Origin of the sequence: Bacillus sp. EU55, assembly GCF_038005925.1 — a bacterium.
In the GTDB taxonomy this organism is placed as follows: domain Bacteria; phylum Bacillota; class Bacilli; order Bacillales; family Bacillaceae; genus Bacillus; species Bacillus velezensis.
Genome location: NZ_JBBOUE010000001.1, coordinates 1,977,394 through 1,995,319, shown reverse-complemented (window position 1 = coordinate 1,995,319; position 17,926 = coordinate 1,977,394). Strand labels below are relative to the sequence as shown.

General features: G+C 35.4%; 15 protein-coding genes and 3 pseudogenes. 16 read left to right on the top strand and 2 right to left on the bottom strand.

Features of this window, described 5'->3' with window-relative positions; translation table 11 throughout:
• Positions 1-958: 958 nt before the first annotated feature.
• Both NYE50_RS09975 and NYE50_RS09970 read right to left on the bottom strand, forming a co-directional pair.
• Positions 959-2,071, bottom strand: coding sequence for a tubulin-like doman-containing protein (locus tag NYE50_RS09975; protein WP_224988271.1), 1,113 nt, complete (start codon positions 2,069-2,071; stop codon positions 959-961).
• A complete protein-coding gene (locus tag NYE50_RS09970) occupies positions 2,071-2,370 on the bottom strand; it encodes a hypothetical protein (protein WP_061520678.1) in 300 nt (99 codons plus the stop codon). Before NYE50_RS09970 ends, NYE50_RS09975 begins: the two co-directional genes overlap by 1 nt.
• 202 nt (positions 2,371-2,572) lie before the next feature.
• Between NYE50_RS09970 and NYE50_RS09965 the strand changes: the two genes are divergently transcribed.
• The 16 genes and pseudogenes from NYE50_RS09965 (at position 2,573) to NYE50_RS09890 (ending at position 17,922) form a co-directional block, all read left to right on the top strand.
• Positions 2,573-2,803 (top strand): helix-turn-helix transcriptional regulator, encoded by a 231-nt coding sequence (locus NYE50_RS09965; protein WP_224988273.1) that lies wholly within the window; start codon positions 2,573-2,575, stop codon positions 2,801-2,803.
• 295 nt (positions 2,804-3,098) lie between these two features.
• Positions 3,099-4,970 (top strand): annotated as a pseudogene (locus tag NYE50_RS09960) (RNA dependent RNA polymerase); the annotation flags it as partial.
• Between the two features lie 334 nt (positions 4,971-5,304).
• Positions 5,305-5,952: pseudogene (locus tag NYE50_RS09955) on the top strand (hypothetical protein); the annotation flags it as partial.
• 257 nt (positions 5,953-6,209) lie between these two features.
• Complete coding sequence (locus tag NYE50_RS09950; protein WP_224988275.1) at positions 6,210-6,485, top strand: HU family DNA-binding protein; 276 nt, start codon at positions 6,210-6,212, stop codon at positions 6,483-6,485.
• Positions 6,486-7,078: 593 nt separating this feature from the next.
• Positions 7,079-7,171, top strand: a pseudogene (locus NYE50_RS09945) (hypothetical protein); the annotation flags it as partial.
• Between the two features lie 151 nt (positions 7,172-7,322).
• Entirely contained in the window at positions 7,323-8,243 is a 921-nt protein-coding gene (locus NYE50_RS09940) for a hypothetical protein (RefSeq protein WP_046559803.1), read from the top strand.
• A gap of 22 nt (positions 8,244-8,265) precedes the next feature.
• Entirely contained in the window at positions 8,266-8,703 is a 438-nt protein-coding gene (locus NYE50_RS09935; RefSeq protein ID WP_224988277.1) for a hypothetical protein, read from the top strand.
• A gap of 281 nt (positions 8,704-8,984) precedes the next feature.
• Entirely contained in the window at positions 8,985-9,170 is a 186-nt protein-coding gene (locus NYE50_RS09930) for a YonK family protein (protein ID WP_019712268.1), read from the top strand.
• A gap of 11 nt (positions 9,171-9,181) precedes the next feature.
• Complete coding sequence (locus tag NYE50_RS09925; protein ID WP_021493595.1) at positions 9,182-10,393, top strand: metallophosphoesterase family protein; 1,212 nt, start codon at positions 9,182-9,184, stop codon at positions 10,391-10,393.
• A 215-nt stretch (positions 10,394-10,608) separates the two neighbouring features.
• Positions 10,609-11,064: a hypothetical protein gene (locus NYE50_RS09920; RefSeq protein WP_224988279.1), complete on the top strand. Its 456-nt coding sequence runs from the start codon at positions 10,609-10,611 to the stop codon at positions 11,062-11,064.
• A 36-nt stretch (positions 11,065-11,100) separates the two neighbouring features.
• On the top strand, positions 11,101-11,430 hold the full coding sequence (locus tag NYE50_RS09915) for a hypothetical protein (RefSeq protein WP_022553083.1): 330 nt from the start codon (positions 11,101-11,103) through the stop codon (positions 11,428-11,430).
• A gap of 31 nt (positions 11,431-11,461) precedes the next feature.
• Positions 11,462-11,986 (top strand): hypothetical protein, encoded by a 525-nt coding sequence (locus tag NYE50_RS09910; protein WP_224988281.1) that lies wholly within the window; start codon positions 11,462-11,464, stop codon positions 11,984-11,986.
• A gap of 100 nt (positions 11,987-12,086) precedes the next feature.
• On the top strand, positions 12,087-13,136 hold the full coding sequence (locus NYE50_RS09905; protein ID WP_022553081.1) for a hypothetical protein: 1,050 nt from the start codon (positions 12,087-12,089) through the stop codon (positions 13,134-13,136).
• Complete coding sequence (locus tag NYE50_RS09900) at positions 13,129-14,943, top strand: hypothetical protein (protein ID WP_014417876.1); 1,815 nt, start codon at positions 13,129-13,131, stop codon at positions 14,941-14,943. The genes NYE50_RS09905 and NYE50_RS09900 overlap by 8 nt, the downstream gene beginning before the upstream one ends.
• A 25-nt stretch (positions 14,944-14,968) precedes the next feature.
• Positions 14,969-16,411 (top strand): hypothetical protein, encoded by a 1,443-nt coding sequence (locus NYE50_RS09895; RefSeq protein WP_224988283.1) that lies wholly within the window; start codon positions 14,969-14,971, stop codon positions 16,409-16,411.
• A gap of 29 nt (positions 16,412-16,440) precedes the next feature.
• Positions 16,441-17,922 (top strand): hypothetical protein, encoded by a 1,482-nt coding sequence (locus NYE50_RS09890; protein ID WP_224988285.1) that lies wholly within the window; start codon positions 16,441-16,443, stop codon positions 17,920-17,922.
• Positions 17,923-17,926: the final 4 nt, after the last annotated feature.

Below are 17,926 nucleotides of genomic sequence, written 5' to 3'. Positions count from 1 at the left end.
CCTCCTTTCCCTATGTATCTATTATAACATTTTCCATACTAAATGTATACAATTATTATACTTATTTTTTATTTTTATATCGTATTAGTGAATAGCGTATTGTCCATTATAATTGCGTATATGAGGATGTGGAGTTAAGTAGACTTATGACATTAGAACCGAAATAGGAAGGCTGAGAAAGGGATTAGAATGCTTCTGAAGAGATGTTGGTGAGTTGTGATAGTGGAAAGGTTAGGAATGATATAGGATAATTTGCAGTAATGGATATGTGAGAGTGGAAACAGGATGAAGGAAGACTATGAATGTGATTAATGCGGAGAATTGGAATGAGTATTATGATGAAGAATAAAAAATATAAGACTTCGATTTGCTTCCTCTCGTTATACACACGATTATTTTTAATGAACGGTCATTCATATTCAAAACCACTCTTATTTAATTTTTAAAAAATTAATCTTGTTTTTCGCTTGCAATCATGGTAAAGACTCAGTTTAACGGCTGAAATCATCAAATGCAGGTATAACGGATATTATACGTGTATTATATTACCAGTATATGGGGGTATATTAACATCTAAAGACCAAAAAACAGGAACAAATGTACCCCTAGCACTTCCATTTCCACACCCAACTTATTTTTTCACTTTCACATTTTCAGCCTATTTTCATATCGTAATCGCTATCGTAAAAGCCTATAATATCAATGTTTTTCCACCCCTCATTCTCCCCTTTTTCATTAGATTTTTAACTCAACGACCACTTTTCCTCTCTCCTGTCTACGTTTTACGATCACAAAACACCTATTATCCCCTTTGACAGCTCTAAAACAATGCTATATCAACTAAATAACCCTTTCCGACCTTCATTTACGATAAGCACTTTTTTAACTCACGATCACCAAGGGGGGTTATAAAAAATCAAAATAAAAAAGCCACCTTAGTAGGCAGCCTCCTTTAAAATTAGCGCTTTAGTCTCTTCAGTGCCTCCATATACGAGGTCTTTTTCGATTCCTTGTTCTCCAGTTTCTTCGGTTTAAATAAATCCTCTCTACGTCGATTCTTAGCTTTATAAACAGTTGTTTCTTTAACTTCAGTGTTCCCATTTTCAATTAAATCATCTAATTGTTTCATCCGTTCATTGATCCAGGTTAATCCACTAAGAATCGTTATCGCCCTATTCCCTTTATCATAATGTCCTTTAAATAAATCTAGGGGCATCTTGTTATCAAAGATATTAAACAGCTCATTATACGATATATGCTCCGTTAAGAACTCATGAACATCCAGAATAACTCCTGCTCTCATCACATTTTCAAACTCAACTGGTGTGAAAATTGATTTGTTCCAAGACTTTTGTATATCGTCATGCAGTTTATCAAAATACTTGCCCTCATTTGTAAATTCATTGAGGTCTGTTTGAGCAATAGTCATAATTCCTGGTGTATCAAAAAGCTGATTTAAATCCTTCCTGTCTAATGTACTGATCTTTGATCCTCTGTCCGTGTAATTGAGTAAGACTTCGATTAAATCCAAGAACAGCTTGTTTGTCTCCTTGTAAAGCCTGCTCTCTGAAATCTTTCCTTCGTATTTACTCAAAACCATTTGATTATCCAAAGGTAAAACACATGTCTCTGGCATAGATAAGTCATCTAGTAACTCCAGTGAATTCATCTGGTTAACCAGTACCTCATTGTTGTCAGGAAGGATTGGAACAGCGACTATGGTTTTATGAGCAAGGTATTCGTTTAACAATTCTAATAATATAGGAGCTACCCCTGAACCGGTTCCACCAGCTGCAGAGAAAACAACAAAAATGACTTGAACTGAAGGCTTTTCCATTGTGTTCTTTATAAACTCAATAGAAGATTCCCAGTTGTTTTTCATATGTTTCGCTGCTACACTTCTTTCTTTGCCAACTCCTTCTGTTCCGACCAAATGCAGCTTATCTTGAATATTGACCAATGAATTAAGGTCTGAAAGTGAATAATTTATTGCAACAGAATGAAATCCTCTCTTCATCGCTTCATCTGCAACACTTCCACCTGCCTGACCTACTCCAATAAATCCAAACATTAAACCCTCTCCCCTTCTAATTGATATCTCAAAGCTTCGTATCCATAATCAGTTAACATTACTTTGTGGGATCTCGCCCCAGCCACAATTTTTATAAACATAAGAGCTTCAAGCCGATATAATGCCTTTCTTAAAGCTGCTTCTGTCAAAGGCGTACCTGCTTCAATAGCTATATCTTTGATTTCATTTTTGGAAATTGCTTTAACTTTAATGTCTGCTCCCCTTTCCGAAAGAAAAGTCAAAATTGACAAGTCATCAAAATTTAGGTTGGAAGTTATCAACTCAAAATAATTCCCCAAAATTACTCCCTCCACAAAATGATCAGGCTTGATATTTCTGGATAAAAGATTACCCAATATGATAATATCCGAAGTAATCATTTTCTGCAACTTTTGTAATCATTAATGATTACAAAAAGAACATTACATTTAAAAAATCAATAACTCGATTGAGATGAAGGTATTAGTGTTGTATCTTTTAAATAAGAAAGGATGGTTATTATTGAAATACAAAATAAAAACCAATTTAGAACCTTATTTAAAAGAACGAGGTATTCAAAAAGTTTGGCTTGCAGAAAAAACCGGTGTAACAAAACAGCAGATTTCTAGATGGTCTAAAAATGATGAGAGTGGTTTCTGTAAGTATACCCCTTCACTTTCATATGCTCTTGTCATTTCAAAAGTCTTGGATTGCGACATCAAAGAAATTTTTGAGCTTATTGAGCTGAATTAATTTTTCGGCTCAGAAAACCATAGACAAAAATAAAATATAAGTATATAATATAAACAAGAAAAAGGAGGTGTGATATGCGGAAAACATACATGACTACTCACGTAATTGAATTTCTAGAATCAATTGTGCAAAATGATTGGGCTACACAAAGCGAATGCGAGCTTTATGAGGACTTCAAACTCTTCGGTACTATTGATAAAGAATCGATTACATATAAAAGACTGGTTTATAAATATTTAAGGAGTAATTATTAATATTAAAAAGTGAAATATAAGTATTAAACGGAGGGGATTGATTGAAAAGAAAAAAGGATGGACTGTCTAAGCAAGTTCACATTTACAGTGTGGATACATCAGCATTTTATAATGACAAAGAAAACTCATTACATAATAAGATTTTGAAGTCTTATAGATATAGAGATTATCTTAAGACATTAGACAATGTAAATAATAAACATAAGAAATACATATCACAAAGAATTACATACCTTAAAGAATGCCTCTATTCCGCATTCGGAGAACATAGTAACATAAGAACACTTCGAACTGACAGTTTAAGGGACAATAAAGTGATTTCTTTATTTGATTCAGTGTTGACCCGAACATTAGGAATTAAAGAAAACACTCTTTCTGAGGAAATCATGGTTGTACAGACTTACCATTTTGAAGTATTGAAGGACATTATTGATCAGGGATTTTTACATAACAATGAAAAATACGTTTATTTCACGAGCAGCGCCGGTCAAATTCGTACAAAGAAGTCATGTTTCATTAAAAAAAGCACCTACGATAAGTATCAGGATGCTTTGACATGCGGCTTGAGTATTGAAAAGATTAACTCCCTTGGTGGTAGCAGCATTAACAAATGGAATAGCTATATGGCCTTATCTAACAGCGCCAGCAGTCCTTGGGAGATTGATATTGATAAAGCTATTGTTGTCAACGACTTAGAAACTGATGTGTCGAGTCTCGTTGACTACATTGATCGAGACACATACGAGATCACACGAAAAACAATGAACATTCCCATTGAACATACAGATGGCTGCGGAATGATACTCCCCACTCTAAGTCGTAAAAGCTTCATGGTAAGGCTCCCATGGGTAAAGGGTTTATTAGTCCCTTTTGATTTTCGTAAATTTGCTGAGGAAAACAAAGCTTTTAAAGTAACTGATATATACGGCAAGGAATGGGACGTAGTGAAAGATGATGTTCAAATTATCTTCACTAAAAGCCAGTTTAAAATGTGGAAGTATTATTCATCGTGGGAAGAATATCAATACAATTATAAAAAATATGGATGCTTAGGGGCAAAACTCAACGAAGAAGATCCTTCTGTTGAAGGTAAACTCACTTATCAAATGCTCCAGACACTTACAGATATCTCCGATGAAGAATTAATTCAAATGAGCTCAAAGACTGTAAAAGAGATTACCACATTGGGAACTGACAAAGAAACCATGTTAAGAGTTCTTGGAGCTACGGAGAAAAAGAAACATCGGACAGCTCTTCAGGACGCTTTACTTCTATATCCAGAACTTCTTAACGATGATCACACGAAAGAAATTATTAAAAATAAAAAGAAAAGCATGATTAAAGATGCCAAATCAGGAAAATTGCTTGTTGATGGTGCTCGTTATACATACTTATGCCCTGATCTATATGCTTTCTGCGAAAAATTATTTCTGAATATCCAGAATCCAAAAGGACTGCTTTCAGGAAATGATGTCCATTGTTCTTTATATGATGAAGGGTATATTGACATCCTCCGCTCCCCTCACCTATTCAGAGAGCATGGTGTTAGGTGGAACAAAAAAGATAAGAAATATGAAAAGTGGTTCATTACCCCAGGTGTTTACACAAGCATTCATGATCCGATATCTAAGTTGCTACAGTTTGATAATGACGGGGATAAGGCCTTAATTATTGCTGATGAGTTAATCGTTAATATTGCCAAACGTAATATGGAAAACATCGTTCCGTTGTATTATGAAATGTCTGTAGCTCAGAAACAAGAGATTAATAGCAAAAACATCTATGAAGCACTAACTCTTGCTTATGGGATCAATATCGGGGAGTACAGCAACAACATCACTAAGATATGGAACAGTGACAACATAAATATGGACGTGATCAAATGGCTATGTATGGAAAATAACTTTACTATCGATTAAATTTTTAGTCGCGTCGCATAGCGATATGCGGATGAAAAGTCAGTGAACCTAGAAATCTAGGGTGTGCATTCAGCGAAAAGCAGCGATAGGAAATGATCGTCAATGAGTGTGCTAACAGGGGAATTCTAAGTCCTTATCGATACGATAACCCTGTGCCAAGCGTTTACATCATGCTGGGAAGCACTTGTAAATGAAGGTGCAACGACCATCCTTTATGGAGTAATAATAAGGTGAAATTCCTTATTATGAAGCGCTGACCATCTGTCTAGCACAGATGATGATATGGTCTATTCCCTAATAAAATATCGGGAAACCGAGGGTATCAAAGTTCGCAAAAACCTTATTCATGCCTACCCGACCTGATCATGTCGATGAAAAAATCAAAGATTACATAAAAAATAAAGTACCCCACTTCTTCATCAATGCAAAGGATAAAGAAGAACATGGCGTTGAGTTAATTAATGAAAGCACAGTAAACAAGTTAGACTCCATTATCCCTTCTGACCGAATTAATTTCGCAGCTGTTGCAGGAAAGTTCGATTATCGTTTCCTGCTCAAGAACAAAGAGATTAAGTTGGACGAGGCAATTATTAGTGAGTACAAACGATTAGACCAACACAAGAAATGGCTCATGAATGATGAAGACATTAAGCCTGGACAAAAACTTTATGTTTATAAGGTTATCAAAGACAGATTGCTGAAGATACACGAAGACGAGCAATATGTTGCCGATGTTTTGGTTAAGCATTTATATAAAAAGAAAAGCAAATTCAAATCAACATTGTGGGAGTGCTTTGGAAATGTTATTTTAAATAACTTAATTAAAAACCAAGCCACACTTAGATTATGTGCTCGATGCTCCAAGATTTTGCGAAGTGAGTCCAATAAGAAAAAGTATTGCGAAAAGTGTGCTCAAAATGCCAAAAGGGAGCAAAGAAGAATAGCTGATAAAAAGTATAAAGCAAAAAAGCGATAAAATAGAAAGTGCCTTGAGCCTTACTCCCCCAAGGGGTACAGCGATTTTACCGGAAAAAGTTTAACAAAAAAAGTGCCTTGAACCCTTGATATGACTGGTCTGAAAGCCCCTTTTGAGATAATCGCCATAAGGGAGAAAGAAAGCTAATTTCCACATATAAGGGTGAGTACCTCTCCCGTTTTTCAAAAGAAGCATAAACGTTACCGTAATTATACTTTAACACAAAAATAAACAATATCACTAGGAGGAATTAAAACATGAACAAAACAGAATTTGTAGGAGAAGTTGCAGAAAAATTAGGAGTTACTAAGAAAGAATCTACGACTAATGTAGATGGAGTGTTTAAAGTACTTTCAGAAACATTGGCAAAAGGTGAATCAATCAAGATTCCTGGAGTTGGAACATTTGAAGTTCGTGAACGTGCAGCTCGTAAAGGGAGGAATATTCAAACTGGTGAGGAAATCGAAATCCCTGCTTCAAAAGTAGTGAAATTTAAGCCTGCTAAAGCACTAAAAGACGCAGTAAAAGCTTAATAAAATTAATGAGGACGACAGGAAAGGCTTCCTGCACGCTTTGTCATGTCACATAGAGCTTATGCTCCTAAAAGTGGCAGAGTTAGATGTTGTGGAGGAAATTGTCGCCCTCTCCTCTTTCCGCATGTGTTCAGCTCCAGGTTAATTAATTAGAGTTCTTTTATTGATGGCATGGGGGTGTCGTCAATAATAAGCTGTTTACTGATATGTGGGATATCAGTTCTCGGCTAATATTCATTTGTTTGAGGACTTGGAATGCCAGGGTTTCGGATAAGTGGATATTAGCGGGGTGTTGCCCCATCGTGGATGAAGCTTTTTCTAAAAATGTCTATTCTCACTTTCATACAAACAAAAGCATTAAATTCGACTTTACAGCTACAACTGGACATTGTGGTTAGTCGGATAATGGTCACTTATGAGGGTTCGAGGTTAACTCGCATGTCTGTATCTAAAAAGAGACAGGTAAATGGCTATTATCGGGCTAAAAATGTCGGTAAGACCATTGCTACTCAAGCTGAAAAATTGCTGTTTATGTAGGGTGAATCCCATCACAGTCTTACTATGGGTGACATGTAGCTTGAATATTAATTGCGGTGTACTGCTTCGGCTTGCACTTAGGGAAGGAAGATGCGTCTTCCTTCCCTTTAAATAATGCCCTTGTAAGCTTTTTTGCTTTGTCATACTATTGCCAACTATTAATAATCATGATGTTTATTTGTCTTAAGACAATACCAACTCAAAAAGCAAATTAAATTATTTCAATTTTTGTTATTTATGAAGGAAAAATGGCATTCGTGTCGAAATATCCTAGTTGAATATAAACTAGGAGTGAGTCTTTTGTCATCTAAAGTAATAACTATTAGAGGAAATTTCTTTAACTTTTCCGAACCAAACGGCGAAGAAAATGGAATAGACAAGCTGTTTGAACATCAGAAAGGAATTATCGATCAGCAAAAAGTAGATAATATAGAGGCGGGTGGAAATGTTTTACGGATTACTTTTTTAGAAAAAAACAAAGAAAATGAAGCATCTCAACGTCACTTTTGGGTGGGGGTATTAGAAAAGCTTGATGTAACTTCTGAAGGCGAAATAGCCAAACTTGATGGTACAAGAACAAAATATGCTGATGGGCCTGATGAAGGAACTATCGTTAATACAGGTTTTTTGTATTATCCTCTTACTAAAACCCTTTTACTTCATAAAAAGCATGGTGGAGTTAATGACAAAACTTTTGGAGTTTTTATTCGAAAGCTTCTAAAGCATACTGGCATATGCTCTCAGCATAACAAGTTTAAAATGGATGTAGTGCCCGATGCTAAAAAGCTATTAAGACTTTCGAATGCAAAAGGAATTGAAGAAGTTCAGTACTCTTTCTCCCTTCCAAAAAATTTAAACTTTAAAAAGTTAGAGAATAGACCAATTTTAGGCGATATGTATTTAGCCCATTTCCTTGGTGGAGAACGGGTTAAAGTTACTGTTAGTGCAAAAGAACAAGGCATGAAAGTGTTTGATACTGTTAGGAAAATCAATGACCTGATTAAATTAGGTGAAAATGTATCATCCCTTAAAGCAGTATCAAAGCATGGAGATATCACAGAGCCGCTTGATTTACTAAGTGATCGTTTTACTGATTTTATTCGTGTAAAGTTAGACAAGAATCAAAAAGAAACAGCTACTTTGATAATGGAATCTTTAAAGACCATCTTTTCAAAGCAAAAAACATTAATAGAGACAATGTATATAAGCAGCGACGAATAATTAACAATAAGGCGGTGTTAAATTGGGTGGGTTTATTATTAAAATTTTTCTTTTTGTAATACCATTGATTATAGCTTTTATTATCCATCCCAGTTACGACAAAATTGTGAACTTAAAGGATGTTTTATTAGGTTCAATCGCATTTGGGTCAACTTCCGTTGGTTTTTTTATTGCGAGTGTTTCGATATTACAGACATCTAATATAAGCAAATTCTATAAACATTTAGTTGCGTTAGGAACAAATAAAAAAATCATATCTTGGCTAATGACAGCTATTGCCTATATGTTTATTTTATCACTCTTGTCCCTGATTGTGTTATTTTGCTTAAACGGAAGTTTTAGTAATTCCCTTATGATACTTTTAAATTTCTGGTTAGCATCTCTTTGTGCTTCTTTTTTGTCAACCCTTTGGATTATCCTGTTTTTCTTAATAATCTTTTCACTCAAATCAAATAATTAAGATTTGCAACTACCAAACGCAATCAGAACGAGGCTTCCGCACCCTACGGCGGAGGTCTTTTTGTGCTTGCGTTTCACTTTACCGATCAGCCGGAATGTGCTTAAGAGCCTTCCGGTACGCAAGTTATCAATAATCTCCTTCGGGCGTTTCCCCAACGCCTATCCGACTTATCTTTTCATCTCCTTTATATCCCCTTTTCGGACGTTACCGATGCTTCGGATCATCGGGCTTCCGAAGGAGCTTATTGAACGAAAATAAAACACATATTGGAGGAATTTAATTTGGCTAAGAAAGTTCATACAGTAAATTTAAAAGGTAACTATACTTACATTGATGGGATTATTGAAGAAGAAACAAAAACGGACATCGAGCGTTATGATCTGAATTCAATTTTAAAATCATTTGACGGTCGGAAAGTGAAGATTTCTATTACCGAAGAAGACGAACTTCCACAAATCAATGAGTAGGTGGTGACTGAATGACAGCTATTTTAGATACTGTTTTACAGCGAGAAAAAGACGAATCATTTACTGATTATCATATTAGACTTTTCAAAAACAAAGATACTTATCACATTGACACAAAAACAATTGCTACACTATTAAATAAAGATCAGGGAACCAACTATGATGAAAGCAAATGGCGTAAAGACTTTAAACAATTTGAGCGCTGGCACGATTACTTTATCTCAAAGAATATGAACAAAGAAGTTCAACAAAAACATGAAGAAATTCGCATTGAATCCGAAAAACAAACAATCAAAGCACGAGATCAAAAAAGAGAATTCCGGAAATTCATTGCCAATCAAGCACGGTTTGAACAAATTAAAGATGATGTTGTTCAAGCTATTGCATCTCTAGAGTCAAAAAGACCCCTTCGCTTCACCTTCCCATCCCCCGCTATTGCTGAAAAACATGGACTTGCTCTATTCAGTGATTGGCACTTCGGAATGGAAATCGATAACCGCATTAATAAATTCAACAAAGAAATCTTCAATGAGCGTGTAGAACATCTAACCAACAAAGTGATTGAGTATGGTAAACAGAATCATGTTTCCACACTGCACGTAGCAAATCTCGGTGATTTAATCGGAGGTCTTATTCATGTGTCTACAAGAGTTCAGGCCAATGAAGATGCTGTAGAACAAATTAAATATGTATCAGAAACGCTTGCAGAAGTGCTAGCTATGTTGGCAAGTGAGTTTCAAGAGGTTAAGTTCTACAACGTGGCAGGAAATCACGGTCGCCTCTCCCCTTCTAAAAATGATGTAGGGATTAAAGAAAACTTTGAATACCTCATTAATTGGTACCTCGAAGCCAGATTGAAGAACATAAAGAACATCTCCATTGAACCTGAGCAAGACGGTTTCATCCCCGCTAAAATCAACAATCAGGAAGTCGTGTTTGTACACGGACACTACGATCGTGTTGATCAGTGTGTAACACGATTGCCTCAATTACTTGGCTACATCCCTTCTTACATATTCGGTGGTCATATTCATCACAATTATGAAAAAGAGTATGGCAGCACAACAGTTGTAGTAAACGGAGCGCTTGTCGGTGCGGATGATTATGCTATGCAAGGTCGGTTCGGAACAAAACCTTCTCAAAAATTTATGGTTTTTGATGATGCAGGTATTGAGGCTACATACATAATTCGCTTTAAGAATGATACACACAACAGAGCCTAATCGAAGTATTAGGACATTATTTTTTCAACTAAGGGAGCCTCGATGTAGGCTCCTATTAACTTTGTTTATTGAGGAACTGCATAATCCGTTAAAAAAGGGGGTTAAATATTGAGCGCTGCTTCATTTATTAACGAATTGTCTATTCATTGGGATCAATTTTCGGAAGAATTTAAGAGGACAATTACTGAGTCTTTGTTTCAAAGGAGAGAATAAATTTGGAATTAGCAATGCACGAAGTTTATAACCTTCACTTGTATGATAAAACAACTGAGGAATCTTTAATTGATTTAACATCTCTTCAAGATGTTGAAATCTTTTATAGCGATGAACATGAAACGTATTTGATTTTTGCAAAGAACGCTCTGTTAAACTTTGATGTACTTAAATTTTTAGGCGATTATAAAGCCCCTACCTCCTTTGAATCAAAGTTAGGGAAGAAACAATATATTTCAGTTTTAAAAGAAACTCCTCGCTCTGAATTCAAACTATTAGCTGAAACAATTGGTCGCCATATTGAGACAACAAAGTCACACAAGGTTACTTTAGAATTTAACAATGTCGAAATTATTTCTAGAGCAGAACTTAAAGGTGTTAGTGGAGAAGTTTCAGGTTTAGATTTGATTTTCAAAGTAAACCCACAAGATAACGAATTCTTTAAAATTCACTATTGATAAAACTTTAATTTTATTCGGATTGGGGCAGTGTAAGTGACTGATTACAAAGATGTTTACGAGTCTTTCTGGAAGGAAATCATTGAAGATGGAACAGGAAATATTAACAAAGAACAATTAATGAAAGAGCTGTGTGATTATAAGTATCTGTTGGATTCAATTCCTGCTGTTTATGAAGAAGTGACTTGTAATACTGTAAGTAAGCCATTTGCTGATCCTAAATATGTTATTGAGACTCATAGAGAAGCTTTTATAAATAAAAGAATTGCCATAGATGATTTAAGAAACATGAGTGTGGCAGCAAAACACTATTCACCTTATGAGACAGTTGTGAGCCTAGGAGCTATTGAAAGTTTATTAAAGTAATACAAAAAACGATTGAGGATGAAGACGAAAAATGACGAATGAAGATTTTAAATACTTAAATAAACATTTAGAAACCCTCTCAGAGTTAAAACAGTCTGGATACAGATGCGATTCTGAGATTAAGCGTGTATTAGAAGCTATTCATTTAACTATTTTTGGAGAGAAAATCCAACCTCCATCCAAGCGAATGAAAGTTGTTTTTAATGACGTGGATAAATCACTACAAGAAAAATTTCATAAAAATGCACCCAAAATACTGCTGGTAAATGGTTCTCAGAGAGGTAAAGGTAAAACAACTCTTCTTCTTAGGCTATCACAAGAGAATAATATTCCTTTACTTGTAGGTGCTCATCAAAAGGTTTACAAAGACTTAGCCAAAGAAAAAGGAATTAGTTGTACTATTTTCTCAGCCAATTATTTAGAAGGTAACCATTTTCCGAATGGCGTTTATATCGACAGTACTGTTACTAAAGATCAACTCAAAACAATTAAAAAATTAGGAATTGAGATCAAAGGAGGATTTCATCATGATGAAGTCCTCTCTTCTTTAGTTTAAACACCTTTTTAGAACGCCCAGGATGATTGCGGTACCCCCTTCCGCTCTATTGCTGGGCGTTTTATAAAACGTGTTTTTAGAAATTAACGGAGGTGAGTAGATGAATATTGAAAAAATTGTTTGCTCCTGTTGTGGAAAAGAAAGAGACGCAGGGCAATATTACGCCTCTGCCTCCCCTTTTCACGCTGCAACAGGTAAGCTACACGTCTGTAAACAATGCTTATTAAAAATTGCTGACTCAGACATAGAAAGTCCTATCCATATACAAAATCTCTTACGAATGCTTGATAAACCATACTTACACACTACCTGGATTTCTTCAATTGAAGAAGCAGCAAATAGAAATAGGCATTTATTTTCAATTTACATGAAGAATTTAGGTCTAAGACATAACCGCATGAAAACATGGCAAGACAGTGAGTTCGACGAAGATGGCACGAAAACACAGCAAGAAATAAACGCAGATCATCCATCTAAAGATGATGGCATTCAGTTAGATGATACCAATAAAAAAGATGTATTAAGGATGTTGGGATATGATCCGTTCGAAGGAGAAATTGAGAGTGATAAACGTCTTCTTTACAATAACCTAGTCAACTTCCTTGACGAAGGAACATTAGAGGACAATTTCAAACTACCCGCTGTAATTGAAATTGTAAAAGGATTTAATCAAATTGATAAAATAAACCGAGCAATTGCGACAATTACAAGTGACGTAGCTAATATGTCTAATCAGGCAGGCGGCATTAAATCCTTAATTGACTCCAAAGAAAAGATTCTCAAATCCATGCTGGCTTTAGCTAAAGACAATGGTATCTCGGTAAACCATAACAACAATAAAAGCAAAGGTGCCGGGACTCTTTCTGGAATTATTAAAACACTTCAGGAGAAAGGCTTTGAAGAAGGAGAAGTTAATCAATTTGATATTGAAACAGCACAAGGGATAAGACAAGTAGCTGATTTAAGCAATAAAAGTATTATGGATCAATTGCAATTCGACGAGAATGATTATACTTCAATGATTATGGAACAAAGAGAAATTATTCAGAGCTTAGATGCAAGAACAATTACTCTTGAAGAAGAAAACCGGAAGCTTAAGAAAGAATTATTTAGCCTGAGAAAAACAGAAGGAACTTTGACAAATGACTAAAGCTAATATGTCTCAACGGAAAATAGATGGATTTATTAAGCTTGCCGAAGTCATTCAGTGGGGGCGAAAAAACCCGGTCAAATTTGTAGAAAGATTCTTCGGCATGGAACTTTTAGATTATCAAAAGTACGCTTTTACTGAAAGTTGGTACAAGCAATATGTTCTTTGGTGCATGGGGCGAAACTCAGGAAAAACAACACTGGGAAGCCCTTTTATTATGGCCAAAAGTCTCCTGATCCCCAATTTCCAAGCGTATATCTTGGCTGGTGTTGGTTCACAATCGCAAGAGATGTTCTTAAAAATTGAAAAAATAGCGAAAAGAGAGATTGCGTCCTTTACCGGCCTTACAGACATTTTTTATAACGAAACCGTTAAGAGTGCAGCAAACACTGATGGCTTCACCCACAACCCCGCATCATTTCAATACAAACTTTATAACGGAAGTATTGTAAATTCATTAAACGGATCCTTTGACAACAACCGCTCGAAGCGTTCTAATCTAAATTTCTATGATGAAAGTGGTTTTGCTCCTGATGAGCTTTTTACGACTTCTGAACCGTTTGCTGTTCAGAACAGTGATTTTAGACTAGGTGGAGATGTTGATGTCACTCTATTTCCTAAACAAATGCCCAACCAACTGATTTATGCCTCGTCAGCCTCTTCAACAGATACCTACTTCTATCGAAAATATAGCGATTTTGCTAAAAAGATGTTCTTAGGAGACAAAAGATATTTTGTCGCAGATATCAGTTCAGACATTGTTATAAATGCCACCTTTAATGGAAAACTGTACCCTGTGTCTTTGCTATCCCAAGAAACTGTGGATGCAGCAATGAGAGATAACAAAGAAAAAGCTATGCGTGAATATAAGAACATATTCACCACCGAGGGATCAGACAATCAAATCATCAAACGTGCAATGATTATCAGAAATTCTGTAACGCGCCCCCCTGTTCTTGCTAATGATGGCTCCAGAAAATTTTTAATGGCAATCGACCCTGCAAGAAACCATGACAACTCAGTATGCACAGTTGCAGAGCTAATTAATGATGAGAATGTAGGCTACCGGCTTGAAATTTCTAATAATGTTTCTTGGACTGATCTAGAAAAGAAAAAGAAAACCCCAATTAAGACTCCTGATCAAGTTAAGGATTTTAAAAGGATGCTTCTAAATTACAATGGAACAAAGGCAGCTGATTATGAAAATATCGAAAGAATTCTCTTAGATGCCGGTGCTGGCGGTGGCGGTATGAATGCCTGGGCAGATGGTTTACTGGAGGACTGGACAGATACTAAGGGTGTTAAACACAGGGGTCTTATTGATAAACAACACGAAGAGTACAAATCTTACATTTCCAAGTATCCAAACGCCAGTGACAAACTCTCCCTCCTCTCACCTCAAAAACTAAAAAGCGACATGTTTGAATCTTTAATTGAGATGATGGATTTAAACTTAATATCTTTTACTGAAACCTATGATTATAAGGGAGAAATCACTTTACCTACTGATAACGGTGAAGGAAAAAAGTACAAGCTAACCGATGAAGAAATTTTGTCTTTAACAAATATTGATTTAGCAAAAGAAGAGCTTGTCAGCATCTATAAATTTTCTTCTGGGAGTAGTAGCAAAGTAAGGTATGACTTGCCTCCTGATAAGAAAAGTAAAGTTCACGACGACCGTGCATATACAATTGCAATGCTTGCTTGGTACTTAAAGCAACTAAGACGTGAAAACATAACAAAAAAAGAGCATCCCAAAATTGATATGAATAAAATGTTCCTGTTTAAACAACCGCAAATTTCTTAAAAGAAAGGAGTTGAATTTGTAACAAATGGATCAACAATTAATAAGTTTTGCGCAGCTGTCCAAGCTACTTCTCAACGACATGAGCTTAAATAATAACAAATCAGCTATTTCCTCAAAATTCACTAAAGAAAATATCATTATGTACCTTCAAAACCCTCAAAAAAGCCAAAAAGAATTGAGAAGAGTTAGCCGTTTTTTATATAACACCTCGCCTAACTATAAACGCCTGGTTCAATATTTTGCAACTATGCTCCGCTTTGATTACATAATCAAACCTTTCGATTTAAATATAGAAAAATTCAAAGAAAAACCCTTTAAAGATCAATATTCCAGCATATTAAAACTTATTGAAACAATGAATCTTCAGCACGAATTCACAAAACTATTGCTAATTGCCTTTAAAGAAGACGTCTTTTATGGATATGAGCATACAACATCTGATTCGTATTTCATTCAAAAAATTGACCCAGATTATTGTAGGATAAGTTCCATTGAAGATGGAGTTTTCAACTACAGTTTTGACTTTGCTTATTTTGATTCTAATAAGGACATCTTAAAGGATTATCCTAAAGAATTTAGGGTTAAGTATCTGAAATACACCAAAGACAAAACAGGCTTAAGGTGGCAAGAACTGAGCTCCGAAAACACTATATGTATCAAGGTAAATGAGGAACTTGAATATCTACTTCCCCCCTTCTCTTCAGTTTTTGAATCAGTTCTTGATATAGATGAAACCAAAAGACTTCGCAATGTGAAAAACAAGATGGACAATTATATGATCCTAACACAAAAAATCCCCATGGATGAGAAATCTGGAGAAGCAGACAAGCTTTTATTGAACATGGAAACAGCCATTGATTTTCACAATATGGCAATGAATGCTCTGCCAGAAGAAGTTGGTCTAGTAACCTCTCCTATGCAAATTGAAGCAATTAAGCTTGAAAGAAAAAGCAATGATGCGGATGCTGTCGCAAAAGCTGAAAGAGATTATTATAATGCGGCCGGAGTCAGTCAAATATTATTCAACAGTGATGGAATGAGTGGAACAGGCCTATCTAAATCGATAATCACAGATGAACAAGTCGCTTTTAGAGTGTTAAAACAATTGGAACGATGGCTAAATAGGAAGCTCAAAAAAATGGATAGTGAATATAAATTTAGAATTGAGCTATTAGAAACTACAAAATTGAATGTTGAAACTGTACGAGACAGTTTGTTGCAAGCAGCTCAATATGGAATGCCTGTTAAGTCTGCATTAGCTTCTACATTGGGTGTTACACAGAGCAATTTAAACAACATGGCATTTCTTGAGAATGAAATTATGAATTTGCCAGATAATTTAATACCTTTGTCCAGCTCTCACACACAAAGCGTTAAATCCGCTGGCGCCCCAAAGAAAAAAGAAGATGCTCTGTCCGATAAAGGTGTTGAAACGAGGGAAAATGAAGGAAACCTTAATCGAGAGTAATCAAATGATTTTTGAAAGGAGGTGAAAATTTGGACAAAACGGTAGATAATTATGTGCCTCTTCTCTTTCAGAGCTTGGATTCATTTGAAACAGAAGACACTCGATTCTTAAAGGTGAAAATTTGGCTGATGCATTTAGGGGAAAACCTAAATGGAAGCTATTTTAATAAAGAAGCAGTTCAAGCCGCTATCCCCTCTCTTGCTAATACTCCTATTTTATCCTACATAGAAGAGAACTCTGATGGGGATATTGATTTTTCAGACCACCGCATGGTTTTAATTAAAGAGGATGGTCACTTTAAAGTTAAGTATATCGGACAAGCTATCGGGCTCATTCCTGAGTCAAACAATGCAAAGTTTGAAAAACGAGTTTGTGATGACGGAATAGAAAGAGAATTCCTTACTTGCGAAGGACTTGTATGGCAAAAATGGGACGATCCAATCGAAATATTCAACAGAAACAGCGTGAAGTCACAGTCCATGGAACTCCATGATGATTTTGAAGGGGAATGGATTGATGAAGTGTTCCATTTCACTAAATTTAGCTTTTTTGGTGCTTGTGCATTAGGAACTGATGTCCTCCCTGCTATGCAGTCTGCAACTATCGAAACTCAATTCTCAGAAGACAAAATGTTCAAAGGTATTCAAGAAAAAATGGAACTGTTTAAATCCATCAACACTGATAAAGGAGGTATAAAGACTTTGGATAAAACAGAACTTTTAAAACAATTCTCTGTTACTAAAGAAGAGTTAGACGCAAACGGAATCAATTTTGAAGCACTTTCATATGAAGAGTTAAATCAAAAACTCAAAACAGCATACAAAGTTGACAGTAGCTTTTCCTTGTCAGCTAATCAGTTAGAAGCTGAATTAAAACGTGCCCTTAGTGAAGAAAAGTTTGTGAAAACTTATAGTTGGGGTGAATCTGAAGAGCGCATTCGTTATTACTACGCAGATCAAAAAGACGATGAAGTTTTTGCATTTGATAACAAAGAAGACGGATTACTGTATGGCTTCAAATTCTCCATTTCAGAAGACAAGGTGGCAATTGATTTTTCAACAAAACACCGAAAGAAGTTTGAAATTGTAGATTTTATCGAAGGCAATGAATCAAAATTTTCTGTGGTGCCTGTTGAAAAACTAAAAGATGAACTTGAAGCAATGGAAAAAGAGGTTGAACATACTTACGCGTCGGTTAAAGAAGAAAATGAGGCGCTCAAACAATTTAAAGCTGACACTCTTTCTTCACAACGTAAGGAAAAAGAAAAAGAGCTTTATGAAAAGTTCAATCTTGAACTATCTGAAGATGATATCAATTCAGTTAAAGCGATTTCTGAAGGTTTATCTATTCAACAGATTGAAGAGAAACTCTTCACTCTTTTAGGAAAAAAGAAAGCAAATTTTTCATCTTCGAAAAAAGAAAAAGATACAACTGTGAAAATACCTTTTAATAAAGAAAATGATGATACACAACTGGTTTATGGCGGGTTGTTCGAAAAGTTTTCAAACTAAATAA

Bases quoted from the DNA above. Each gene is read 5' to 3' on its own strand.
- NYE50_RS09975 (WP_224988271.1), bottom strand. From the start codon at position 2,071: ATGTTTGGATTTATTGGAGTAGGTCAGGCAGGTGGAAGTGTTGCAGAT.
- NYE50_RS09950 (WP_224988275.1), top strand. From the start codon at position 6,210: ATGAACAAAACAGAATTTGTAGGAGAAGTTGCAGAAAAATTAGGAGTT.
- NYE50_RS09925 (WP_021493595.1), top strand. From the start codon at position 9,182: ATGACAGCTATTTTAGATACTGTTTTACAGCGAGAAAAAGACGAATCA.
- NYE50_RS09910 (WP_224988281.1), top strand. From the start codon at position 11,462: ATGACGAATGAAGATTTTAAATACTTAAATAAACATTTAGAAACCCTC.
- NYE50_RS09905 (WP_022553081.1), top strand. From the start codon at position 12,087: ATGAATATTGAAAAAATTGTTTGCTCCTGTTGTGGAAAAGAAAGAGAC.
- NYE50_RS09900 (WP_014417876.1), top strand. From the start codon at position 13,129: ATGACTAAAGCTAATATGTCTCAACGGAAAATAGATGGATTTATTAAG.
- NYE50_RS09895 (WP_224988283.1), top strand. From the start codon at position 14,969: ATGGATCAACAATTAATAAGTTTTGCGCAGCTGTCCAAGCTACTTCTC.